Here is a 24,318-nt window from a genome sequence, read left to right on the forward strand (position 1 = left end):
GTTGTTCAAATAGTTGAGGAGTATATAAGTCGAATGCGATGAATTGGAAAAACCTCATTTATGTCAATGATAATATATACCACCCCGCCTGCGGCGCCCCTCCTAAAATTCAGGAGGGGAATAATATACAGCTTTATTAAATTTTTGCTTTACATCAACCACATTTAATAACATTCCATTTGCTCTTCTCCTAAAATTAAAACTGATCCCAACTTAGTCTGGAAGGGTAAGGATTTACATCACGTAATTAACTACTATTCATTTATCCATCCTGTCAATCAGCTCTCCTCCTGAAATATTAGGAGGAGTCCTTCGACGAAGGAGAAGGGAGGTGGTTTTACCATATTACGACTATTCAATGAATAGGCGAATATTTAATTTATAATGCAACTCAGCCGTCGACTATGAGTACACTGTCATTGTCGCCGGCTGAATTGCATTAATGCCTATTCAATCTTAGTTTTTCACAATTAACTCAAATTCCTTTTTTGCGGGAGGCAGGCAAAGGTCTGCATTGCAGCATTGGTAATACAACCAGCATTTTATGATGGCTTCTTCGGACACATCATTTGCAACACTAACTTTGTGCTGAAATGAATTCTCCCCTTTGTAGATTAATAATTTGGCATTACCAGGATAAGGTGAGGGTACTGTCTTCTCCCAATCACCAATCAATTTAGTGCCTTCCGGCAATTCTATTCCTTGTTCAGTTTTAATGTAAGCTTCACCGGCTGGTACATAGGCATAGATGTGATAACCTTCCTTTATCCTGGTTTTTATCTGAATGATCTTTTCACCTTCGATGTCCCCATCAAGCAATACGGCTCCTATACTCACTGGTTTTTCATGAGTTGGCGCGGGCAGCACCAGTTCTTTGTTCTGCGCCTTCAAACTGATTGTCAGTAAGGTCAATACACTAATTGTTAAAATGATCTTGGTGTACATGTTATTGTATCTTTAAGTTATACAAAGTTCTTTAAGCTGAAAATAGGAGACCAATGACGGATCTCCTATTTCATAATTATCTATTAAAGTAACTCTTAATACGTATTTTGCTTCATTGCACCCAGGGTAAGATTAATATCCTGTTGTGGCAATGGACGTGCATATTTACGACTTTTCTTATCAAGCACATGTGTTGTAACAGGCTGAGATGACTCAATAACAGAGCTAACCGGATAAAACTCCCTGGTTATTACCACATCATCTGCAGGATAGTTATTATAATTAAACCTGCGAACATCACTGAATCGTTGCGTATATGGTAATTCACGACGACGCTCCTCTAATATTTTTGCGATGGCGTCATCCTGATCTGTTGCCGAAAGGTTAATTACACTTGGATCTGCTGTGTTATCCATACGAACAACACGTAATCTATTAGCTGTTGTAATACCATCGTTCCACTGTCCCAAACGTGCCTGACACTCGGCTTTCACCAGTAGCATTTCAGCTACAGTAGGACCACTTGGTATGGCGTCGAAAAAGAACATATAGCCCGGGTAATCAAACTTTGTTAAACCTCTGTTAAACGAATAATGCTCAACCATATGGTATTTGTATCTCAAATCGTTTGTTTGATCGTAAGCATCTAACAGTTCCTGTGAAGGAATATACCACCACCAATCATTCTCCATAAATCTGAAGTAATATAATTCCTTCCATTCCATACGTAAATCAGTAGCACCTTGTCCAGCCCTGGTAATTGGGTATTGCACTGTATATGTATTACCATCTTCATCAGTATAATCCTCGGTTATAGGATCATAACTCATCTCCGTATTGTAATCAACCAATTCATCGTGCTCATCTAAAGCCTTTTGGGCATGGGATTGTGCTTTGGCATAATTGCCCATAATCAGGTAAACACGCGCTGCAAAGGCATTAACAGAGGCCGTACTGGCCCGCCATGAGCGGTAACCGGCACTCACTAATTCAAGCTCACGATCCAATTTCAGAGCCTCTTCCAAATCGGCTATAATAAAATCCCAAGTCGCCTGTAAACTTGCCCTTTCATAGGACACATCAAATGATGTAGAGTTTTTAATTGGTAACCCCATTTCATCCATGTTTTCTGCGGCATACGGCAAACAATAGGTATTCACCATATTCACGTAACTGTATGCTCTTAGAAAATGAGCCTCTTGCTTTAATGCTGCCTTCTCAGCCTCAGTACCACTTACATCAGGCAGTTTGTGTAAAATAAAGTTGGCACTAAATACTTTCGGCCACTCCGATGAAAAATAGCCTCGATCTTCGGTAACCGGTAAATACTCCACATCCCAGGTGGCATATTGAGCCGGTGTTATGTTATAGACAGCATTATTATCATCGTATATGTCTTTGATAAGACCATAATCATCGCTACAGTTTATGAAATCTTTATTTTTTTCTGATTGATTTGAACTGTAACTATTAAGCAAAAACTCCAGGTCAGCAGTTGTTTGCGGGTCAATTGAATCGGATTTACTTGGTGGCTCATTTAAATAATCATCACACGACGTAAACACCAATAATATCGCCAATAGTATATAATTAAATATCTTCATTTTAATGTTGTTTTAATGTCTTACAAATTCACTCTTAATCCAAGCGTATAAGTTGCCTGTGGTTTAATTGTACCAATCGGATATTCGGGATCTTCGTTATAATCGTTCCATACAATAGTACCCAGGTTATTGCCCTGAGCATATACCTGAACCATTCCTAAACCTAACTTTGAAGAAATTCGTCTTGGTAAATTATAGGTCAGGTTCAATTCCTGGAAACGAATGTGTGAAGCTGAGGCTGTCAGGTAGGACATCTCTTGATGGTATCTATCGTAAAAGTAAGCTCCTGGATCAAGAGAAAACACCGGTACCATTTCATCCGGCCCTGCATTAAGGGCTTCAGTATACAGGTCGTTCGGACTGCTAGTATAATTAAATCCATGGCGACGGTATTCATGGCCAAATTTACCAGTGAATAAGAACGACAGGTTAAAATCATAGATCTTGAAAGAGTTGCGGAATCCTGCAATATACGGTGCAATTAATGATCCTTCACTAACCATATGTTCCCTGGCGTCAGTACCAGGCAGCCAGGTATTCATCGGAAAATGTTCTCCATCTTTACCAATAACCGTTGCAACCATTACCGGATCTTCTTCTGTACCATAGTTCTTCTCGCCTCCATATTTAAACGACCAAAGAGTATTGGCATCCAAGCCTTCGGAGTAGGCCCTATTACCACCAGCTGTCAGTTCAGATTGATGATATGCTGTTCTGTTCATCTTAGTGATCTCATTATTATTGTATGAGAAATTCAAATTACCAAACCATTGAATATCTTTACCTACAATTGGTATGGCGGTACCCAGGGTAATTTCAAAACCCTTGTTGACCATTTCTCCTTTGTTTAAATCCATGTTGGAAGCACCTGCCACAGAAGGAAGCGACTCTGTAATAATTAAGTCAGTTCCTAATTTATTATAAACTTCAAGCGATCCATTTAATTTAGATCCAAACATCGCGAAATCTAATCCAACATTAATAGTACGCGTACGCTCAAAACGTAAATCCGGATTACCAAATCTTGAGATGCTACCCGTTGTTTCTTTGGTATATTGATCAGCTACTGGATTAACACTCATCAGAGTCAAATAAGAAACCAGGTCGTTTGATACACCACCTTCACCAATGGTTGCACGCAAGGTTAAACGGTTTATCCAATTTAGGTCAGACATGAAATCTTCCTTGGAAATTTGCCAGGTACCACCAGCCGACCAGAATGGGGCATAACGATACTTTGAATCCGGTGCCACAATGTTGGAAGCATCGTTTCGGAAACTTCCCGATAGTGTATACTTATCATTGAAAGTGTAAGACAGGTTGGCAAACATTGACCACAAACGGGTGGTATTGTATTTATAGGAGTTTAAGTCATCCAACCTAATTGGATAAGAGTAATTGGCATAAGTTATAGGCCAGCCTAACCACATTGCAGTAGAGCTTTCATACGGATTTAATAAACGTCCTACAGCTAAACGATCCTCGTATTCGTAACCAAAGATATCGGCATGATTGGTGCGATCGATGATATTCTGTGAGGTTTCGGTACCAGCCACAAAGTTAAATGCATGTTTTTCATTAAAAGTCTTATTAAAACTTAGCTGGTTACGCCAGTTGTAATAAGTAATCTTGGTTGTTACTTCACTCATTCCGGCACCTTCAGGCATATTCGGTGTCACAACACCACCATTGGTTAGCCAAGAAGATGTTTCATTAACCATGCGTCGCATTGTAAAGGAGTTTTCTTTGTAGATATCCTTCTCATTACGAATCATATGCTCATAAGAAATCTTTGAACTGAATTTTAATCCTTCCATCAGTTTAAGATCCAACCCTAATTGCACCCTGGCATTCAATTCCTTGGTAGTAAAATCTCGCTGACTAAGCTCCTGCACCGGGTTATACGACCAATCTTCGTATGGGAACTGTTCCGTTGGAATCATTGTATCAAATATTGGTTTATAATAATACAGGTGATTCAAATCGTTCAGCTTACCATCGCTATCCACCAGCATATCATATGGTTGCAATCTTTTTATCTGTGGATAGGACACATAGTTTTCATACGCAGCAACACCATTACGTTCCTGGCTTTTTGATTGCATATTGGCAGTAAAATTCAGGTCCAACCAGTCTTTGATAGCAGTTTTGTTACGGAAATTTACCATCACCCGCTCGTACTCATTACCTTTAAAGTTCTGCTTATCACCTTCGTACATCATCGACAAAGCATTGGTGAAATTGGCTTTACCACCACTAATGCTTAAGTTATACTGCTGAGTAAACGGATTCTGTAGCAACTGATCCTCAATCTGATTGCGGTAATTCATATTTGACAAGGCGGCTAAACCATCGTTCATCTCCTGTTCTGTTATGTTACCAATAAAGTGCTCATTTCGGAGCGTAAACACCGGACCAAAAGCCCTATTCACATTTGATGGAAAATGGTAAACTGCAAATGCCGGATTATTCACTTTTAAATTATCGTAATCCCTCGATTGATAATCAACTGTTTCAGCGGATGTCGCACGAGGATCAAAATAATCCAGATCCATTTTTGAACCAAATTTCCAGAAAGATGAAAACTCAACTTTAGGTTTGCCTTCTTTACCTTTCTTGGTGGTAATTACGATCACCCCATTGGCTGCCTTAGCTCCCCAAATAGAGGCTGCTGCGGCATCCTTTAAGATCGTCATACTCTCTACATCGTTCGGGTTGATATTAGCAAATGGGTCTACCCGCGCGAAGGAAGATATTCGTCCCCATTGATCTTTTTCGGTTAACTCGCCCTGAACAATGGGGAAACCATCAACAACCACTAATGGCTGAGCATCGGCCAATAAACTTGTCTGCCCGCGGATTTCAAATTTAATGGATCCATCAGCACGCTTGCTGGAGTTAACACCACTAATGCTACCTACCAATCGTTCTGATATATTTGTAGCAGGCTTTTCCAAATGCTCAGTTGACATTTTACCAAATGCTCCCGTCGCTCTTTCACGCGATAAAATCTGATACCCTGTAACCACCACTTCGTCTAATCCCTCTGTCGAAGCTTCGAGTGTTACATTAATAGTACTTTGCCCTTTGTAGATAACTTCAGCAGTTTCAAAACCAAGGCTCGATACTTCTATAATTACAATCTCCTGCTCATCAAATTGCAGGTTGTAATTACCATTGACATCCGATACAGTACCAATGGTTGTATTCTTGATACGAATAGCTGCATATGGTAAAGGTTCTCCAGAATCATCGCTAATGGTACCTGTAATGGTAATTTTTTTAGCTTGTTGCCTGGTCTCTACCACCTGCACTACTTCAACAACATCAGCTTTTTTTATCAGAATGACATTATTATTGATCTCAAAGGCATAACCCTGTTCTTTTAGTAACGCTTCAAGCACTAAGGAAACATCCTCATCCTGGGCATTGAGATTAATTCCCTCAATCTTACTTAGCTCCCTGCCATTGTATAAAAAGCCAAGGTCTGTTTGCTTTTCAATAGCTTTCAGGCATTCCTTTAGTGTTGCATTTTCAAGTTCCAGAGTAACTCTTTGCTGGCTGAAAACAGAAGCCGAAACCTGCAGGTTCAATAAGAACAGAAACAATACCAAGTTTTTCATAATCAGTAGTGTTCGTCTTCGCTTCTTTGCAAAGTCGAAGAACCATTCTAACTTTTTTTTCATAATTTTGTAACGATTATAAGTTATTAAAGGGATCTCCCTTTAGAAGAGTGGAAAAAGGTCCAGTTTTTCCGCTCTTTTTTAAGGTGATCGTTATGTAGATCCTTAATTGGATTTATTTTATTATCAGAGCATTATCTTTTAATTCAATTCTCACTTCACTTACTTCTTCAATCATATTCAGAATTACATCAATATTTTCAAATCGTGGCAGGTGGCCATTAAAGTACTCTGAACGACTTGATGGATTGGTAAAATATACATCAACATCATACCAACGTTCCAACTTTTTGAAAATACTCTCCAGGTTTTCGTCCTCAAATTGAAAGCGTCCTTTTGTCCAAGCCAGGTAGGCTTGTGCATTAACTTCCTTAACAGAAGCCGTTAAGCCCTCCTTGTTGTAAATATACTGTTGGTTTGGTGATATTTCAACCGCCTCAAGCTGTCCAACCACATTATCAATCTTCACCTTTCCTTCGGCAAGTGTCGTTAACACTGTACCATCATTATTATAACAACTGACATTGAAGGTCGTTCCTAGTACCTGTATATCATGAACAGGAGTTTTAACAATAAATGGTTGTTGAGCATTATGAGCAACATCGAAACAAACCTCTCCATAAAGTAACTCCACCTTACGTATATTGCCTTTAAACTGCACAGGAAATTTTAATTCTGACATAGAATTCACCCATACTTTTGTGCCGTCCGCTAATGTTATTGTGAACTCCTCTCCTTTGTCGACACGGATGGTATTATAAAGAACTTCAGTTTCTGTTAGCTGATTATCAGCGTATGACACCTCATCAGATGCTGTGTTAATGGTTGTTCCATCACTTTCCTGCAGAACTAATTCATCGGTACCAAGCCGTACAACCTGACCATTACTTAGCTGCAATTCGGCAGTTTTAGTACCTGGTTGTATATTAGTTGAATTCTGAACAATAGTAGGTTGAGCCGTATCTGTTTTAATTAATAGGTATGTTGCATAGCTGGCTATTGCAATAATTACAACAGATGCTACTGCTCCAACCCACTGCGGTATACTAAACTGACGTTTGCGAACCAAGCGGGGAAGAATCTTAGACCATGCTTTTTCGGTGTCAAATTCTTTATCATCAACTGTTTTTTGGTTTTTAAAATAATACTCAGCCTTTTCTGAGTACACTTTGTGCTTTGTACTTGTCTGCATCCACTTATCGTACACCTCCTTTTCTTCGGCAGATAGATCGGACAAAGCTTTTTTTCTGATGATTTTAATATCGATATTTTGTTGTTTCATTTGATGTTGGGATATCCTTGTTTGAACCTAAGACATTATCAAATGTAAAAGGGTGACAAGAAAAGTTAAGTTTTTTCCAACTAAAAAGAAAATGAAAAAGACACTCCCAATCAAAGATATATAACACTGAAAGACAGGTCAGTAACAAACAGAACCAACTTACAATAAGAACAATAAGTTGGTTTTATTTAGTAATTTCTCCCGCAATTTGCTTTTTGCTCGTTGCAATTGAGTTTTAACAGTGTTAACACTAATACCTAATTCCTGCGCAATAATATCACGCGATTCACCGTCAATCATTTTCATGGTAAATATTTTACCCATTTGTTCAGGCAACTCATTAATCGATTCTTTAATATCAACTAATATTTGCGGATCGAAATACTCAAGTTCATCATCGGTTTGTAAAACCCCATCCATATACATCAGATGGTTTTTATCCCGTACTTTCAGACTTTTAATATAGTTGAGGCAACGATTGCGAACCGCCTGATAGAAATAAGCTTTAACCGAAGTTTCAATTTTTACTTTGGTGGCATGCTCGTAGAGGTGCACAAATAAATCCTGAACAAGGTTTTCACTTTCCTGCTGATCAAATAGAAAACTTTTGGCAAAAGAGACAAGATGTTCGTAGTAGTCATCAAACAAAGCTTTATAAACCTCTTTGTTTCCTTGTTTGATTTCGTTAAATATAATTTTATCCTCTATGCGCATTACCAAAGAAATGAAGCACAAATATAGAAATAATTGTAACTCTCCTTATTTCCTCCCTTTTTTTAACGCAGAGAAACATGTATGCATAAGGTTCAGGCTGATGCTCTTCAATGGAGTGCCTGTTTGTTGATTATCCACTATTCAATGTCATAGATAACAGAGAACACAGAGTTTTTAACTCCATTAAAATAGAGTCCTCCAAAAAGAGTATCTCTTAATGAATGATTGTAGAATTACCCGGCTGCTCAGATTTTAGCTTGCTAAAACTTTCTGCGAACTCTGCAGCTCTCTCTATTGTATATGGTTTACTTTACTTGCAAACCAACATTAGCTCTTTTACTCAACTCCTGTAATATATATATACAAGCTCTACGTTTAATTGTTATTAAAAAACTACTAAGAACCATTATATGGTTAACTCTTAACGCAATCACGCTGACCTCTTTTTCTCCATTACATTCTCCATAATTCTCTCCATGTGACTATGGTCAGTACCACAACAACCTCCGATAATTTGCAACCCAGGTAAGTTTTGCTTTAACTGCTTATACCACCCGGCCAGTTCACACTTATTTCCGGCATCCAGCTCTGTTGACTGTTCCAATTCGGCATGACTTTTACATGAAGCATTGGCCCTGATAGCCATCAAACGCTTTTTACATATATGACTTTCTTTCACCACATTGGTAAAATGAGATGGATGCGCACAATTAACCATGTAATACTCCGGATAATAACCGGTTGCCTTGTCAACTGTCGCAATGGCATATTCGAGTGTATTGTTATTGGGTAGTCTGCCATCCGTTTCCAATGTAAATGAAATCACTACAGGCATATTAACCCTTCTGGCTGCTTCAACAATACCAATCGCCTCCTCTTCATAATTAAGTGTAAAGGCTGTTGCTAAGTCTGCCCCTGCCTCTTGAAAAGCGTTGATTTGATGATAATGATAATCCGCTGCCTCTTTGATATTCATCCGATCACCTATGATGTAACCATCTTTTCTCGGGCCAATACATCCACTGATCAGGATGGGCTGTATCTGACTTTTATAACTGTCTCTTAATGTAGATAATTGTCGGATAGCTTCCCGGTTGATCCTGTTAATTTCATCCTGGTTATACCCCAACTTAAAGGCAGTCTCCGGATTTGCTTTATAGGTTGCACTTTCAAGAATAAAGCCTGTTTGGTAACGGGCCGCAAGTTCGAGGTATGGTGTGTAATAATCCATAAGTATTTCCCGCAAGGTTGCTTGTTCTATCAGAGTGAATGCTGCAAAATATGGTAAATCTATACCATGCTCATAGATAAGCGTTGTTTCAAGTCCGCCATCTGTCAGCATCATGTTGTTTTTTATAATCTGTTGTATGGTTCTCATAACGATGTTTTTAAATGATAAATATTAGAGGTCAATAGATTCTTACATACTGGTTAGAAATCTTAACATTAAATATAATCCTCCAACCGGATGGGCTTTTACTTTTTCTATTGCATTATTGCTCCGCTCAACATAGTTCAAGCAAGCTTGGCTCTGTTTTCACATATCACAATAATTGTCATTGCCACAAAAAGATAAACAAAAAAGTCTAGTCAAAAAGATGCTTCATCCCACAGGCCTCCGCTGGCCCGCCTTTTTGACTGGCCGACACACTAAAGTGAGCAACACTAAACTATTTTACAATGGTGTTTAACTACTTACCCCATGTAAACATGTATCAAGGCTGAATAAATTAAAAAGTCGGGTTAAGCTCAATTCATAATGATAAAGTGCATTTAGAAGGTAGGTGTAAGTACCAACCTGATTAATTGAATCAGGTTGTATTGACCTAATAATGAGACTCCTCATCAAATGCTAAGTATTCTTATTGCTTTGGTGGTTTGTCAACTGTTTTAAATGCAAGCATTTCCCATATGCGAGATGAAGCACCGACATAAAAACCTGTCTCTTTCTCATAGCTTTTAGGATTGATAAAAGTTCCGAACAACATATCAAATACTGGTATATCTGCATAATTATAGCGGTGAATGCCTTTGGCATGATGTATCGAATGACTCTCAGGACGCTGGATAAAATAACCGAGCCAATGTGGAGTTTTTATATTAGCGTGTTGGAAAATACTAAAGAAGTTGGTTGTTAATAGCACAACGGTAATGGCCTGGGGTGATAAGCCTATCAGCAATGCAAAACAAATACTACCAATTAAGGTAAAACCTATCATATCCATCGGGCTGAAGAAGAATGCACCAACAGTATCAAGCCGTTCAGCGCTGTGATGCATCTGGTGAAATACGCGCCACAGGAAATCAAACTTATGAATGGCCCAATGCCAAAAATAAAGTAATAGTTCATACAAGAATACTCCCACTAAAGCTCCCGGTAAAACACCAATAGAAGATAAGTCAAACAACCTTACGCGCTCCAGTAATGGGTCAACAAGAATTGGCAGATAGGACGATAGGTAAAAGAACACAGCAAAAGCAGTAATCCCTTTGAGTTTCCAGAATTTAACTTTGGGTAGTTGCCTGGCCGGGCGAAATGACTCCCATAACCATAATAGTGCATACATTCCGATAATAACAAGTGATACCGGGTCGAGCAATAATTCAATTGGACTGTACATAACAAAAACTTTTAAGTGAATATTGATACTTTCACTTATTAAGGCGTAAGTTTTTGCCTTACAATGTGAGGTGAGCTCTTTACACTTCGTTCCGAATATCCCATTTTACCGGAATCTCCGGCTTATAAGAACAAAAAGTTCCTGTGTTTATTGAGTTTTGAAGGTGTTTGCCCAACTGCTCGTTTACCGCAAGTATTTTTTTGATGCTATCGCGTATCCGCCAGGTCACCGCTGTTCTGGCCTTCTCAGTATGAGAGCCAGCTACGCGTGTTTTTCCTCCCAGCGATAACACTTCCGACAGATGATCCACCAAGGCTTGATACTCTTCGTTTAATGCTTTTATTCTATTACTATCCTGTAGTTCTTCTGCTTCCTCAATGTCTGCTTTTAGTTCTTGCAGACGGTGTCGGTAGGCAATTTTACTTTTTTCATCGGTTAAAGGGTTCTTTACTTCCTCCTTCACCTGTTGACTGCCCATCAGTTCCATACAATGGATTTCTTCATCAGGATGCTCCAATAAACGACTAAGATCCCATAATCCTTTCGTATTTTTTAGCCGAATATTATAACCTTGAAAAACCAATAGCATGGTTTCTCCTTCTCCATATATAAGCGCCTGTTCCATAACCGGAGTAGTGGATTCAGAACCCATAACGGAATTACCATCAATATAATTCCAAAAGACCTTAAGGTTGGTCTTACCCCGGTAAGGGTTTATTTTTTTCTGCCATTCCAAAGCAGCCTGGCTTAACTTTCCTTTCCCATCATACACCGCCTTCTCAAACTGTGACAGAAAAAACTTCCAATGCTTCCACATCTCATCATAACGCTGCAGATGGTAACAAGCTGCGGCCATATATGCCGGAAAATCTGTCCAATAGTTTCTGACCTCTACCTGACTAGCCAGTTCAAGACTCTCCGCATATCTGCCATTCTCAAAATAAAAATTAGAACCATAAGCCAAGTACATATTGTCGAAGAAAGGGTTCAGGAGTTTAGCCTTTTCGTACAATTGCACCGCTTCTTCTGCATACCCCAGGTAAACTAATGAAAACCCTATCTGCAACAGGTTATCAACATCATTAGGGTTAATGCGTAATGACCTGCGGATACAATGCTCGGCCTTCTCAAACTCTTCGGAATAGAGATAGGTTTTTCCGAGTATGGCCAGGGCTTTTGGGTCCGTCGGATCAACCTCTATAGCCTTAAGTGCATATTTACGTGCTCCATTCTTACTGATATCCCACCTGTCCCAAAGCCGGCAACTCCATTCGTTAAAAAATGAAAGGGACAAACCGGTATAGGCAGCCGCATAATGAGGGTCATGTTTCAGGGCAGCATGAAAACAGGTTCTTGCTTTTTCATCACTTTCCACGGTACCTTTCTTCAACAGTTGCATTCCCATCAGGTAATTTTCATAAGCAGCTAACTCAACTTTCTTCTTACTGTATGAACGGGAAAGGATGTCATAATCAATTTTCAACTGAAGCTGGGCAACAATCTGTTGAACGATGCGATCGATAGCAGGCATAAGTTCATCTGGAGTTATTTTATAATCTGTTCCAAAAACCAGCTGTTTATCGCTTGCTTTAATTAGCTGAATTGTAATTCTTATACCGGTATCACATTCCTTAAAACTTCCAGTCACCAGATAGTCAACTTTTAACTTTCGTATTTTTTCCTGCATCGACAGGTCAGTAATTGTTATAGTTGAATAGTATGAAATAATGGAAATATCCCTGTAAGCTGACAAGTTGGTTATAAGGTCTTCTGTAAAACCTGATATTACCACCACCATTGTTCCACTTCTTAAAAGATTGCGAAAGGGCAGGACAGCTATTCGCATTTGTTTCTTTTTTCCAATACCCATCGATCCAGGAATTAAATGAGAAGCCTTAATATAAGCCCAATTAGCAATTCAAACAAGGTTTTTTCCAGGCTTTAATCTTTCATATAGAGGCTATTCTTGATTAAGCTTTTAGAATTATCACATCTAAGCTCTTTGACACACCACTACCGCACATGTCCTCCCTAAAATCCGCTTGTCTGATTTTGCATATGGATTTTAGGATACCTTGCGCTACATAGCGCGAATTCTTTGTATCGCGTAGCACAAGAAACATGCGTAGGTAAGCGCAAAGTATTTGGGTCGTGTTGCCCAGGATAAACCGGAATATCCAATAGAACATGACCTTAGTATTAAAAGATAATATTGATGATTTTACTTACCCGGTCTAATTTCATATTTCAGATGCTGGGACCATTGTTGTAGACATAATGATATAGAGTTCCCTCTGATTGAATAACATTGGGCATTACATTTTTTTTATATTTGTCTCATCAATTTAATCAAAATATGCTTCAAACAAGTGCATCAATACCTTTAACTGAACGCTCTTTTAAAGGAATATTTGAAGAATATTACCCTTCTCTGTATCATTATGCAAACAGATTGGTTAATGATGATCAGATGGCTGATGATATTACACAAGAAGTATTTGTGGATGTATGGAACAAACGGGAGGAAATAACCCTGTATTCAACAGCTGGATATTTATATACCTCAATTCGTTTCAAATGCTTGAATTATCTTCGTTCGTTAAAAAAACAACTTCATGAACGTATTGATGTAGCAGACACTATTAAAGATGAAACGCAGGATCGATTTTACATTATCGAAGAAGAATTCTTGCGTGAGATTCGTAAAGTGATTGAAACAATGCCTGAGCAACGTCAAAAGGTCTTTTTAATGCATTTGGATGGATACAATCAACAGGAGATTGCTGAAGAATTGAAAGTAAGTGTTAATACAGTCAAAACTCACAAATTGAAAGCCAGACAATATCTGCAAAAAGAAATAAAGCATACTCTAATAGTTTATGTATTGGTTTTATTTAGCGACAGTTTTTGGTAGATTTTTTAACTCGAAGAAATATTCATAACGTGTTTTCATGCAGATACTATTCAATGAACGTTAGTTTTATTGAATAGTATCTGCATTTATTACTGCAAAGAACAGATAATTAAAAAATACGATCATATCCGAATTGAATATTATATCTGATTACCAATTATACTCAATCAGTTAAAATCACAGCATATTTTGTAAGACTGGAATAAGTTGGGTTGCTTTTTATGGGCATCCTTTAAGATATGGAACTTCATTGCAAAAACAGTTGAAAAAGCAAGATGTAATATTATCATTGTATTGAAACACTGGTATGATTCAGCTCGCGCTTGACCATTATAGAAGAACACTTTTTAAGCAGATTTAGTCTAGTTTTTTATATCTGTTAATCTTATTTAAAAGCAAATCATACAGGTTATTTCAATAGAATCAAATAGGATTCATAAACTTTTTTAAAAAAAAATTAACAACTCGTTCACCCCATTCCTCTTTTTCTGTTTTATTACTATAAAGGGAATAAATTAATAAGAGAGTGAAAAAGGTTGAAAAGGATATTAAACTAGCTAAACATCTGTTTTTTTATTATAAAGGTGAATTGCCAGAAGAAGAAAAATTAAAACTGGATTCGATGCTGGCAAAGGATGAGGAGTTGTCCAATTGGTATAAGCAATTTATAGAAGAAGAGGGGTTTAAGAAACATCTGAATAATCGTAAGCATATTGATGTAAAGACTAAGTGGGACCTGCATTTGATAAATCGAAGAAAAAGAATTATCAGTAGAACATTGTATACGATGTCAGGATGGGCGGCTGCTGTGATAGTCTTAGTGATGACAAGCTGGTGGTTGTACAATACCGTTACAAACGTACAGACAGTTCCTGTACCCCTTAGCCATATTAAGCCAGGGAGTACTAAAGCAGAGTTAATTACTGACGGTGGGCAGCGTTATGTTTTAACTGAATTAAAACCCGGTGTGCTAAAAGAAGAAGGTGCGGAAATTCAGCATAACGAAAAACAAATAAGCTATCAAAGCAATGCTGCCCAAAAAGCTGAAAAAGAATTGGCACCTGTTCATACTATTGTGGTTCCACGTGGTGGAAAACATCAATTAAATCTTGCTGATGGAACAAAAGTCTGGTTAAATTGTCAATCGAAATTGCAATACCCGGTCTGGTTTAGTGATACATTACGAGAAGTAAGCTTAGCAGGAGAGGCCTATTTCAAGGTGATGCATAATAAAGAGAAACCTTTTTATGTGATTATTAATGGAGTTCGTTTACAAGTACTGGGTACCGAGTTTAATGTGCAGGCTTACGAAGATGAGACAAGCATTAAAACGACTTTGGTCAATGGAAAAGTAAATGTTTGTCTGACTGAAGGATCACGTGAGCAAGTCATATTGAAACCCGGTGAGCAAGCGGTAGCTAAGGATAACAAATTGGTTGTCAATGTTGTTGATGTAGAGCATTATACTGCATGGAAAGAAGGATGGTTCGTTTTTAAAGATGAGCCTTTAAAGGATATGTTTCGGCGTTTAGGACGTTGGTACGATTTCAACGTATTTTTCTACAACGAGTCGGTGAAAGCTTATCCTTTTACAGGAACCATTCAACGAGAGGAAAAAATAGAAGAAGTATTAAAACTATTAGAACGAACGCAACGTGTAAAATTTGAAATTAATGAGAAAAACATCTTGGTAAAATCTAAATAAAGGAGGTTGCTGGAACCAACCCCCTTTAAGCTTTACCAGATAAATATCTAGTATAAATAAACTAACACAAATGTATGAAAAAAAAATGGGAACAGGATTTCTGCCTATGGCGGGGATCAAGAAAGTTATTGTTAATTATGAAGTTAACATTCTTACTATCAATTGTTTTATCGCTACAGGCAACAGCAAGCGGATTTGCCCAGGTTAAGAAGGTATCTCTCAACCTAAAAGAAGCTTCAATTGAGAAAGTTTTTAGTCAGGTGGAGAAACAAAGTGGATATCGTTTTATCTATTATTCTCCCGACATGATGAATCATGAAAAGTTGGATGTTAAATTTGAAGAAGCAGAGATCCAACAAGTTGTTGAAGGTTGTTTAAAAGACACTGACTTAACTTTTGAGATTGTTGATAATTACGTGATTATCAAAAAAATGCCTAAAAAGGCTACTCAGCGAAGACTTGTGCAACCAGACAATAAAATAGTAGTCCGGGGTACAGTAAAAGATGAGACAGGAGAGCCTCTGCCGGGTGCAACAATTATTATTAAAGGAACAACACAAGGTGTAATTACTGATTATGATGGTGCCTACTTCTTTGTTAACGTACCAAGTAATGCTATTCTTGAATGTTCCTTTATTGGTTTTGCAGATCAGGAAATTGAAGTAGCTGGTAAAACCCAAATTGATTGGGTCTTAAAAAGTGCTATAAGTGAGTTAGAAGATGTTATGGTAGTTGGTTTTTCCAAACAAAAGAAGGAATCAGTTGTGGCATCCATTACTACAGTAAAGCCTGCTGAATTAAAAGTTCCTGCCAGTAACTTAACAACTGCTTTAGCTGGTAAAATGTCTGGTGTGATTGCCTACCAGAGAAGTGGAGAGCCGGGACAGGATAATGCTGAATTTTTTATTCGCGGTGTAACTACTTTTGGTTATAAAAAGGACCCCTTAATTCTTATTGATGGAATAGAATTAACTACTGATGATTTAGCAAGGTTACATCCCGATGATATTGAAAGTTTTTCAATTTTAAAAGATGCAACTGCCACATCCATTTATGGTGCCAGAGGTGCCAATGGTGTGATCTTGGTAAATACAAAAGAAGGTGTTGAAGGTAAAGCAACTGTAAATGTCAGATATGAGCATTCTATCTCCAGGCCAACTATGGATATTGATATGGCCGATCCTATAACATGGATGGAGGCATATAATGAAGCAGTAAAAACCCGTGATGCGTTAGGAGTCTTACCATATAGTCAGTCAAAAATTGATGCGACAAAGGCAGGTATTAATCCATATGCATATCCGGCAGTCGATTGGCGCGATGCATTAATTGAAGAATCAACGACAAGTGAACGCTTCAATATTAATGTTAACGGAGGTGGAAAAGCCGTTCGATATTATCTTGCTGCTAATTACTCAACCGACAAGGGTATTTTTAAAGAAGATCCCAACAACAATTACGATAGTAATATCAATCTAAATCGTCTGAGCTTACGTTCTAATACAAATATCAAATTATCAAATACTACTGAAGCGGTATTGCGCTTTAATGGGTCTTTTGATGATTATGTAGGACCAATACATGGAGGCTCCACGATATTTAATATGGTGCAAAGAGCCAATCCTGTCGAATATCCAATGTTTTATCCTAATACGGATGGTGTTCAGCATATTAAATTTGGTAATACATCAGAGGGAAATGCTTTAAATCCTTATGCCGAAATGGTAAAGGGATATAAAGAATATAGTCAGTCAACGATTTTGGCGCAAGTTGAATTAAAACAGGATTTAAGCGCTATTACCAAAGGTTTAAATGCGAGATTAATGGCTAATACAACGCGTTATTCGTACTTTGACATTACGCGTTCAACAGAGCCATACTATTATTTTTCACCATTTTATAATGCTTCTGCTGATAACTTAAATTTAGTAGCCGTCAATGAGGATGATGCCAGAAACTATTTAGATTATAACGAAGGAGCTACAAAATTATCAACCACATTTTATGCTCAGGCGGTTCTTGAATACAATCGTGAGTTTAGAGAAAAGCATAGCATTGGCGGATTACTGGTCGGTATTATGCAAAATAAGTTGAGCAATGGTAATAATAGTCTACAGAAATCTTTACCCTATCGTAATATGGGTTTAAGCGGTCGTTTTACGTATGCTTATAGTGGCAAATACTTTACTGAATTCAATTTTGGCTATAATGGATCAGAGCGTTTCAGTGAAAAATATCGCTATGGATTTTTCCCTTCAGTTGGTTTAGGGTGGTCATTACATCAAGAAAACTTCTGGCGCGGCATTGAAAATACTATAAGTCGTTTTAAACTAAGGGCAAGTTATGGTCTGGTAGGTAATGATGCTATTGGTGATGAAAATGATCGGTTCTTTTATTTGAGTCAGGTTAATTTAGATGATGGTAGCAGAGGTGCAACTTTCGGAGAGTTATTAGATTATAATGGTGTTGGTGTAAGCGTAAACCGTTATGAAAATGATGAAATCAGCTGGGAAATTGGTGAAAAGATCAACCTGGGTATTGAAATGGGTTTATTTGATGATGATTTAGAAATTTTGGCTGATGTGTTTTTTGAAAACCGATCAAACATTTTAATGAGTCGTTCTTATATACCTCCGAGTATGGGGTTGCAAAATACTGTTCGTGCTAATGTTGGTGAAGCAAAAAGTCATGGTGTTGACATTAGTGCCAATTACAGCCATTCCTTTACTAATGGTTTTTGGGTTCAGGCCATGGGTAATTTCACATATGCAACAAGTGAATTTGTTTATTTCGAAGAACCTGATTTTGGTGATGCGACCTGGAGATATCGCAAGGGTCAACCAATTAATCAGCGATGGGGTTATATCGCTGAAAGATTATTTGTTGATGAAAATGAAGTGTTGAATTCGCCCACTCAATTTGGTGACTATGGTGCTGGTGATATAAAATATCGTGACGTTAATAATGACGGCAAAATAAATGAAAATGATATGGTGCCTATTGGGTATCCTTCAACACCAGAAATTATTTATGGATTCGGTTTTTCAACTGGATATAAAAATTTTGATTTGTCGTGTTTCTTTCAGGGTAGCGCCCGTTCATCATTTTGGATTGACCCTTATGCCAGTGGGCCATTTATTCCATATAATAAAGATTTAGCTGGTTATTCCGTTACAAATGGTTTATTGCAAGTGATAGCTGATAGTCATTGGAGTGAAGAAAATCCTGATATATATGCTTTATGGCCACGATTAAGTAACGGTGTAGTGGTCAATAATACTCAGTCCAGTACTTTTTATATGCAGGATGGTTCATTTTTAAGGTTGAAGCAACTTGAATTTGGTTATACTTTACCTCAGAGATTTACTGAGAAGGTGAAGATTAAAGAATGCAGAATTTACTTTACCGGTCGAAATTTAATGACCTGGAGCAAATTTAAATTATGGGACCCTGAAATGGCTGGTAATGGACTTGGTTACCCTATTCAAAAGGTTTATAATTTAGGCTTACAATTAAACTTTTAATGGATTGATTATGAAAATAATAAAGATATTTAGTTTGATAATAGCAGTAATTTTTAGTTTTACTGCATGTAACGAATACTTGGATGTTGTTCCAGATGATGTTGCAACTATTGATCATGCATTTGAGGATCATACACAGGCACGTAAATATTTAAATACATGTTATAGTTTTTTACCTGCCAAAAGTAATATGTGGTCTAATCCTGCTCTTCTTGGAAGTGATGAATTCTGGATTCCTGAAGCACAATATAATCAGTCTTTCACCGGAACGCCTCAGGCAATTGTCAGAGGGTTACAAACATCGGTTTCTCCGATTGCAAATTTATGGGAATCCGGATTGTTTATAGGGATAAGACAATGTAATGTTTTTATGGAAAAAATCGATCTTGTTCCTAATATGGATGATAGTGAGAAAGTAAGAATGAAAGCAGAAGTACGAGTGCTTAAATCTTACTATCATTATCTGCTTTTACGACAATATGGTCCTATTCCCATTATTGCAAGCAATATAGAAGTAGGTGCTGAACCTGAAGACATTAAATTCGAAAGACAGCCGGTTGCAAAAGTGTTTGATTATGTCACCGCAGAAATTGATTCCAGTATATCTTATTTGCCTTCTCAGATTCAGAACAGAAGTGAAGAACTTGGAAGGATAACTAAGTCTGTAGCTTTAGGTATGAAAGCAAGGATACATTTATTACAGGCAAGCCCTTTATTTAACGGTAATGACGACTATTCAGATTTCGTTGATAATAATGGTAATGCATATTTTCCTGCATATGACAAGGAGAAATGGAAATTAGCAATGGAATCATGTGAGGCAGCTATTAATGAAGCACACAATGCTAATCATGGATTGTTTGAATATTCCAGTTTAGCGACTAATTACAACGATACAGTGTTAACGCTTGCTACATTGCGTCGCCGAGTGACTGAACGTTGGAATGATGAGGTTGTATGGGGTGACAGTAAAAATGCCGGCTTCACTCATAATTTACAAAGGTGGTCCCAGGCTAATTTAGGTGATCGTGTAGCTGCAGTAGTTTCTGGTTTAGGTGTGACTTTTAATATTGTGCAAGAATATTATACTGCAAATGGGTTACCAACCAGTGAGGATAAGACATGGGATGCTTCTCAAGAAATGGTATATAAAGAGATAGAAGATACAGATCGTTATTATTTGGAACCTAAAGAAAGCATTCCTGGATTACATTTTGGACGCGAACCACGTTTTTATGCTGATTTAGGATTTGATCGTAGTGCCTGGCATTGGCAAGGTGTTACTAACGTTGAAGCGCCTAATTATATAAAATGCCGTGCAGGTGAAAAAAGCGGAAAAAATACAATTTGGGAATATAACGTAACCGGCTATTTCCCGAAAAAAGTATGTCACCCTGATGGTACTTTTAATTCGGCTGGTAATTATTCAACCACAACATATGCGTTTCCCCGGATTCGATTGGCAGACTTATATTTAGGTTATGCTGAGGCCATAAATGAATATGAAGGTCCAGGCACAAAAGCGTATGAATATCTTGATTATGTGCGTCAGCGTGCTGGAATACCAGGTGTAATAGATAGTTACACCAATTATAGTAACAACCCATCTAAACCAACAACTCAGGATGGTTTACGGGAAATTATACATCAGGAACGCTTAAATGAATTGAGTTTTGAAACAAGAAGATATTGGGATCTTCGCAGATGGAAGAAAGCTGAATCCTATTTAAGTAAAAAGGCATATGGATGGAATGCCGAAGTGACACCTAAAGATGATTATTATACCTTACGTGTTGTTGGTGAGCGTAATTACACACGTAGAGATTATCTATGGCCAATACGTGATTATGTACTGACGGTCAATACAAACTTAATACAAAATCCTGGTTGGGAATAAAATTTAACTGTTATGAAATTATTTGGAATATATATATTCATCGCTTGTTTATTTTTCATTGGTTGTGAAGAAGATAAACGTGGGCCTATTGAAGATGATGATCGGGCACCGGGAATTGTTACAGATGTGACTGTAAAAAATTTAGCTGGACGTTCAGTGATAAAATACAAATTACCGGATGATAGTGATTTACTTTACATTAAAGCAAAATATCAGCTTAATAATGATGTTAAGCGCGTTGTCTCTGCTTCTATATATAGTGACAGTTTAGTCGTTGATGGATTTGGAGATGATAAGGAATACAACATCGAGGTATTTGCTGTTGATCGTTCAGAAAATGAAGGTGAAGTGGTTGATGTTAAGGTCAACCCACTTGAACCACCTATTAAAACAATAAAAGAAAGTTTAGAATTGAAGAATACTTTTGGTGGCGTAAATATAAGATGGGAAAATGTGACGAATGCACCGGTTGCAATCGTTGTAATGATAGAAGATACCGCTGATACCGGTAAACCTTTTTTGGAGGCAGAAGTTATTTACACCAGTGCTACAGAAGGAAACTTCAATGTTCGTGGATTTGATACTACTGAAAGAGATTTTTATTGCTATGTCAGAGATAGATGGAATAATTATTCAGACACTTTAAGTCAATTAATAGAGCCATTATTTGAAATTGAAATTGATAAGGCCAATTTTGAGGAGGTTATTTTACCAAATGATCATGAAATGTGGCCTTTTTATTCAAGTGGACCATCAACAATACCAAGACTGTGGAACAATGAGCTTTGGAATGAGAATGGTCGATTAGCAGGAGCTATTGGAACAATGGGGGATTATGCGTTCACTTTTGACTTAGGTCAGGAAGTGAAATTAAGTCGTTTCAAGGTCAATATGTTTAACATTAACAATAGAAGTGGTTGGCTTGATCTGTTCTTATATGATGATGCTCAGGTAAGGCATTTTGATATTTTCGGTGCTACAACACTTGACCCAACAGGATCATGGGACTCATGGACTAAAATTGGTACTTATGAAATGTGGAAACCGTCTGGTTTACCACCCGGAGCATGGAATTATACGGATGAAGATAAAGAACTTGCTTATAATGGTCATGAATTTGAAGTTCCATTGGAAATGGGCAATGTAAGATTCATACGTGTCAATGTTTTAAGTACCTGGGGTGATCTTAACTGGGCCTCCATAGCAGAAATGACTTTTTGGGGACAGCCTGAAACTGGTGATGTAACGCAATAAAACAAATAGGATGAAAAACTTTAAGAATATACTATATGCAATGTCATTTGTTGCTGTTTTCCTGATCGGTGCCTGTGACAATATGAATGACATTCATCAACAATATTTGGAAGGCGGCGAAAGGATATATGCCGCAAAGCCATTAAATGTTGAAGGAAAAGCCGGATTTAAACGTGTTCAATTATCATGGAATTTTACTTCAGTGAATAAAATTGAAACCGTTTATGTAAGATATGATGATAAGGAATTAACATATCCAATTGAAAGTTCGAAGGATACTTTAATGGTTAAAGAGCTTGATAATTTAGAAGAAGATTCATACAATTTTAGTATTTCAACAGTTGATTATAATGGTAATGAATCTTTAGTATCAGATGTATATGCTAATGCTTATGGTGATGATTATCAGAAAGACCTTAACACTCAAAAGTTAGCTGATTTAAATTTTGATGAGAACCTGATGTTAAGTCTACGTGTATCCGGTGATTTTAAAAATTTAATAGGATATATTTTTACATATCAGGATAAGGAGGATAATACTATTTCGGAGTATTTTGATAGAACAATTAATAGTCATGTTATAGATGCTAAAATTGGTTCCGAGTTAAGTATTACCAGTGCTTATTTACCAGAGGAAACAGCTATTGATACAATATATAGTGATATTGTTACCTATACCGCTCCTAAAGCAATTGCTTTAGATAAAACCTTATTTGAATTGGTTAACTTACAGATGGATATACCAAGGTACGATCCTACTGTTCCTGATAATGAGAAGGATTGGTATAGCGTATGGGATGGTGATGATGCAACTAAAAAGGCTTACTTGCATAATAATAATCCTAAACCATCCTTTATTACTTTGGATCTTGGTGTGAAAGCTATCCTGACCAAATATAGAGTTGTTGGGTTTTCATGGCCTTTTATAACCCCAAGAGTTTATCAGGTTTGGGGTATTGGTGATGATGAGGATATTTTTGATGTGGCAACAACAACAGATATTCATGATGTTTCATCATTAAGTGAAGAAGATCAGGCCGATCCTGAAAAGGTAGCAGCAAAAAAAGAAGAGAATTTTGCAGCATGGCAAGCAGAGTCGATTGAAAAAGGTTGGAAACTGTTAATCGATGAGCAAGGTGATAATACTGTAAGTACAGGTTATACCCAAGAAATTACTGATGAAACAGCGGTTAAATATGTTCGTATTGTTTTCATTGATAATTTTCATGGGACGAATCCGGACATTGGTATGAACGAACTATATTTTACTGGTGAAATAGTTGCTGAATATTAAATATAACGCTTATAAATTTTATAGTATGAAAAGGGTAACGTTGTTATTAAGTCTATTTATTTATAGCGTCGTATCACTTAATGCTGTTGGTACAATTAATGATTCAGACAGTTCGAATGGCTATGGTGAGCATATCTTTTATTTAGATGATTGTGCCATAAAAATTAGTCCTGTAGCCTATTATGAACAATTTAATATTGAAATTATGCCATACTTTAATTATCAGAACTGGTTGGATGGCAACAATGATGTATATTCATATAGCATGATGGTATGGAACGAGCCAAACGGCCCTTGGTCGCCCTGCGATGATCATATAATTGATAAAACACAACCTATAACAGTTGTTGACGATTATGTGGGCCCATGGAAATTCAAATTAGAATTATTTAAAAATGGTAATTCACAGGGTACTGTTATATTAACCAGTATGCAATAATTAACATTTTTCAATTATTAAGCGATTGACAATACCCCAGGTTGAATGGCTTGGGGTATTTTAATATGAATGTTAACCCCTCGAGTTATAGCCAGTTAAAAAAAGCGAAAAGAAAAGCAAGCTAAAGATATTTTATATCGAGTTGTAATGATTTGCTATTTATTACGGTGTCAATTTTTATTAAAATACTTTAAAATGAATTTGAGATTTTTATTATTGAATTTATGTTTTTGTGTAACGTTTTTAGCACATGCACAAAATTATGAAGCTAACTGGGAAAGCCTGGATCAAAGGCCTACTCAGGAATGGTTTGGAAATGCTAAGTTTGGTATTTTTATTCATTGGGGACCATATTCGGTTCCTGCCTGGTCGCCTGCCGGTACATACACTGAATGGTATCAGTTTTGGTTACAACAGCATAATATATTTGGTAATAACAAGC

16 protein-coding genes are annotated in these 24,318 nt (G+C 37.2%); 8 read left to right on the forward strand and 8 right to left on the reverse strand.

Going from position 1 to position 24,318, the window contains the following annotated elements; genetic code table 11:
- Positions 1 to 456 precede the first annotated feature (456 nt).
- From AC4MRQ_RS16150 to AC4MRQ_RS16185, 8 genes are all read right to left on the reverse strand, one after another.
- Positions 457 to 945 (reverse strand): protein-disulfide reductase DsbD domain-containing protein, encoded by a 489-nt coding sequence (locus AC4MRQ_RS16150; RefSeq protein WP_491198733.1) that lies wholly within the window; start codon positions 943 to 945, stop codon positions 457 to 459.
- Positions 946 to 1,040: 95 nt separating this feature from the next.
- Entirely contained in the window at positions 1,041 to 2,549 is a 1,509-nt protein-coding gene (locus AC4MRQ_RS16155) for a RagB/SusD family nutrient uptake outer membrane protein (protein WP_491198734.1), read from the reverse strand.
- Positions 2,550 to 2,569: 20 nt separating this feature from the next.
- Positions 2,570 to 6,235 (reverse strand): SusC/RagA family TonB-linked outer membrane protein, encoded by a 3,666-nt coding sequence (locus AC4MRQ_RS16160; RefSeq protein ID WP_491198735.1) that lies wholly within the window; start codon positions 6,233 to 6,235, stop codon positions 2,570 to 2,572.
- 112 nt (positions 6,236 to 6,347) lie between these two features.
- Complete coding sequence (locus tag AC4MRQ_RS16165) at positions 6,348 to 7,514, reverse strand: FecR family protein (RefSeq protein ID WP_491198736.1); 1,167 nt, start codon at positions 7,512 to 7,514, stop codon at positions 6,348 to 6,350.
- Between the two features lie 159 nt (positions 7,515 to 7,673).
- Complete coding sequence (locus AC4MRQ_RS16170; protein WP_491198737.1) at positions 7,674 to 8,228, reverse strand: RNA polymerase sigma-70 factor; 555 nt, start codon at positions 8,226 to 8,228, stop codon at positions 7,674 to 7,676.
- Positions 8,229 to 8,658: 430 nt separating this feature from the next.
- The gene (locus AC4MRQ_RS16175) at positions 8,659 to 9,606 is read right to left on the reverse strand and encodes a homocysteine S-methyltransferase family protein (RefSeq protein ID WP_491198738.1); all 948 of its coding nucleotides are present in this window, start codon (positions 9,604 to 9,606) and stop codon (positions 8,659 to 8,661) included.
- A gap of 484 nt (positions 9,607 to 10,090) precedes the next feature.
- Positions 10,091 to 10,849, reverse strand: coding sequence for a sterol desaturase family protein (locus tag AC4MRQ_RS16180; protein WP_491198739.1), 759 nt, complete (start codon positions 10,847 to 10,849; stop codon positions 10,091 to 10,093).
- Between the two features lie 79 nt (positions 10,850 to 10,928).
- Positions 10,929 to 12,719 carry a tetratricopeptide repeat protein gene (locus AC4MRQ_RS16185; RefSeq protein WP_491198740.1) on the reverse strand — a complete coding sequence of 597 codons (1,791 nt, stop codon included), beginning with the start codon at positions 12,717 to 12,719 and terminating at the stop codon, positions 10,929 to 10,931.
- A gap of 486 nt (positions 12,720 to 13,205) precedes the next feature.
- On the opposite strand from AC4MRQ_RS16185, the gene AC4MRQ_RS16190 reads away from it, so the two are divergent.
- The 8 genes from AC4MRQ_RS16190 to AC4MRQ_RS16225 form a co-directional block, all read left to right on the forward strand.
- Positions 13,206 to 13,763: an RNA polymerase sigma-70 factor gene (locus tag AC4MRQ_RS16190; protein ID WP_491198741.1), complete on the forward strand. Its 558-nt coding sequence runs from the start codon at positions 13,206 to 13,208 to the stop codon at positions 13,761 to 13,763.
- 526 nt (positions 13,764 to 14,289) lie between these two features.
- Positions 14,290 to 15,468: a FecR family protein gene (locus tag AC4MRQ_RS16195; RefSeq protein ID WP_491198742.1), complete on the forward strand. Its 1,179-nt coding sequence runs from the start codon at positions 14,290 to 14,292 to the stop codon at positions 15,466 to 15,468.
- A gap of 74 nt (positions 15,469 to 15,542) precedes the next feature.
- Positions 15,543 to 18,992 (forward strand): SusC/RagA family TonB-linked outer membrane protein, encoded by a 3,450-nt coding sequence (locus tag AC4MRQ_RS16200; RefSeq protein WP_491198743.1) that lies wholly within the window; start codon positions 15,543 to 15,545, stop codon positions 18,990 to 18,992.
- A 10-nt stretch (positions 18,993 to 19,002) separates the two neighbouring features.
- A complete protein-coding gene (locus AC4MRQ_RS16205; protein WP_491198744.1) occupies positions 19,003 to 20,889 on the forward strand; it encodes a RagB/SusD family nutrient uptake outer membrane protein in 1,887 nt (628 codons plus the stop codon).
- Between the two features lie 12 nt (positions 20,890 to 20,901).
- On the forward strand, positions 20,902 to 22,143 hold the full coding sequence (locus tag AC4MRQ_RS16210) for a DUF5000 domain-containing lipoprotein (RefSeq protein ID WP_491198745.1): 1,242 nt from the start codon (positions 20,902 to 20,904) through the stop codon (positions 22,141 to 22,143).
- Between the two features lie 10 nt (positions 22,144 to 22,153).
- Entirely contained in the window at positions 22,154 to 23,437 is a 1,284-nt protein-coding gene (locus AC4MRQ_RS16215) for a DUF4998 domain-containing protein (protein WP_491198746.1), read from the forward strand.
- A 25-nt stretch (positions 23,438 to 23,462) separates the two neighbouring features.
- Positions 23,463 to 23,876 carry a hypothetical protein gene (locus tag AC4MRQ_RS16220; RefSeq protein ID WP_491198747.1) on the forward strand — a complete coding sequence of 138 codons (414 nt, stop codon included), beginning with the start codon at positions 23,463 to 23,465 and terminating at the stop codon, positions 23,874 to 23,876.
- Positions 23,877 to 24,071: 195 nt separating this feature from the next.
- On the forward strand, positions 24,072 to 24,318 hold a 247-nt coding region (locus AC4MRQ_RS16225; RefSeq protein WP_491198748.1), incomplete at its 3' end, for an alpha-L-fucosidase.

This window comes from Carboxylicivirga sp. (assembly GCF_982718395.1).